The 344-nt window shown below is 64.5% G+C and carries 1 protein-coding gene; it reads right to left on the reverse strand.

From position 1 onward, the window contains the following. A partial coding sequence (locus tag G7009_RS27365) for an immunoglobulin-like domain-containing protein (protein ID WP_181133385.1) occupies window positions 1-344 on the reverse strand: 344 nt, incomplete at both ends.

The raw sequence follows: 344 nt of genomic DNA on the forward strand, positions 1-344 counted from the left end.
TGCCGGCGGTACTGCCGCTCGGGATGGTGATCGTGGTGCCATCGGTGAGGGTGAACGTCAGGCCCGCATGGCCGGTAACTGGCAGGCCTTGGGCATTGCTCAGGGTCACGGTGTAGGTGATCTGGCCGCCTTCGGTGACGGTGGTCTTGTCGGCGGTCAGGGTCGCCACGACATCGTTGATGGTGTCGGCGATCTGCACGGTGGCCGAGCCACCCAACTGCAGGTTTTCGAAGGTCTGGCCATCAACGGTGGCATCGGTGATACCAACGGTTAGCGAACCGGCGTCCTTGAAGACGTCCTCGCCCTGGGCATCGGTGCGGTAGGTGGCTTCGGTCTGGCCCGCG

It is taken from the genome of Pseudomonas capeferrum (assembly GCF_013523055.1).
GTDB classification, from domain to species: Bacteria; Pseudomonadota; Gammaproteobacteria; order Pseudomonadales; family Pseudomonadaceae; genus Aquipseudomonas; species Aquipseudomonas capeferrum_A.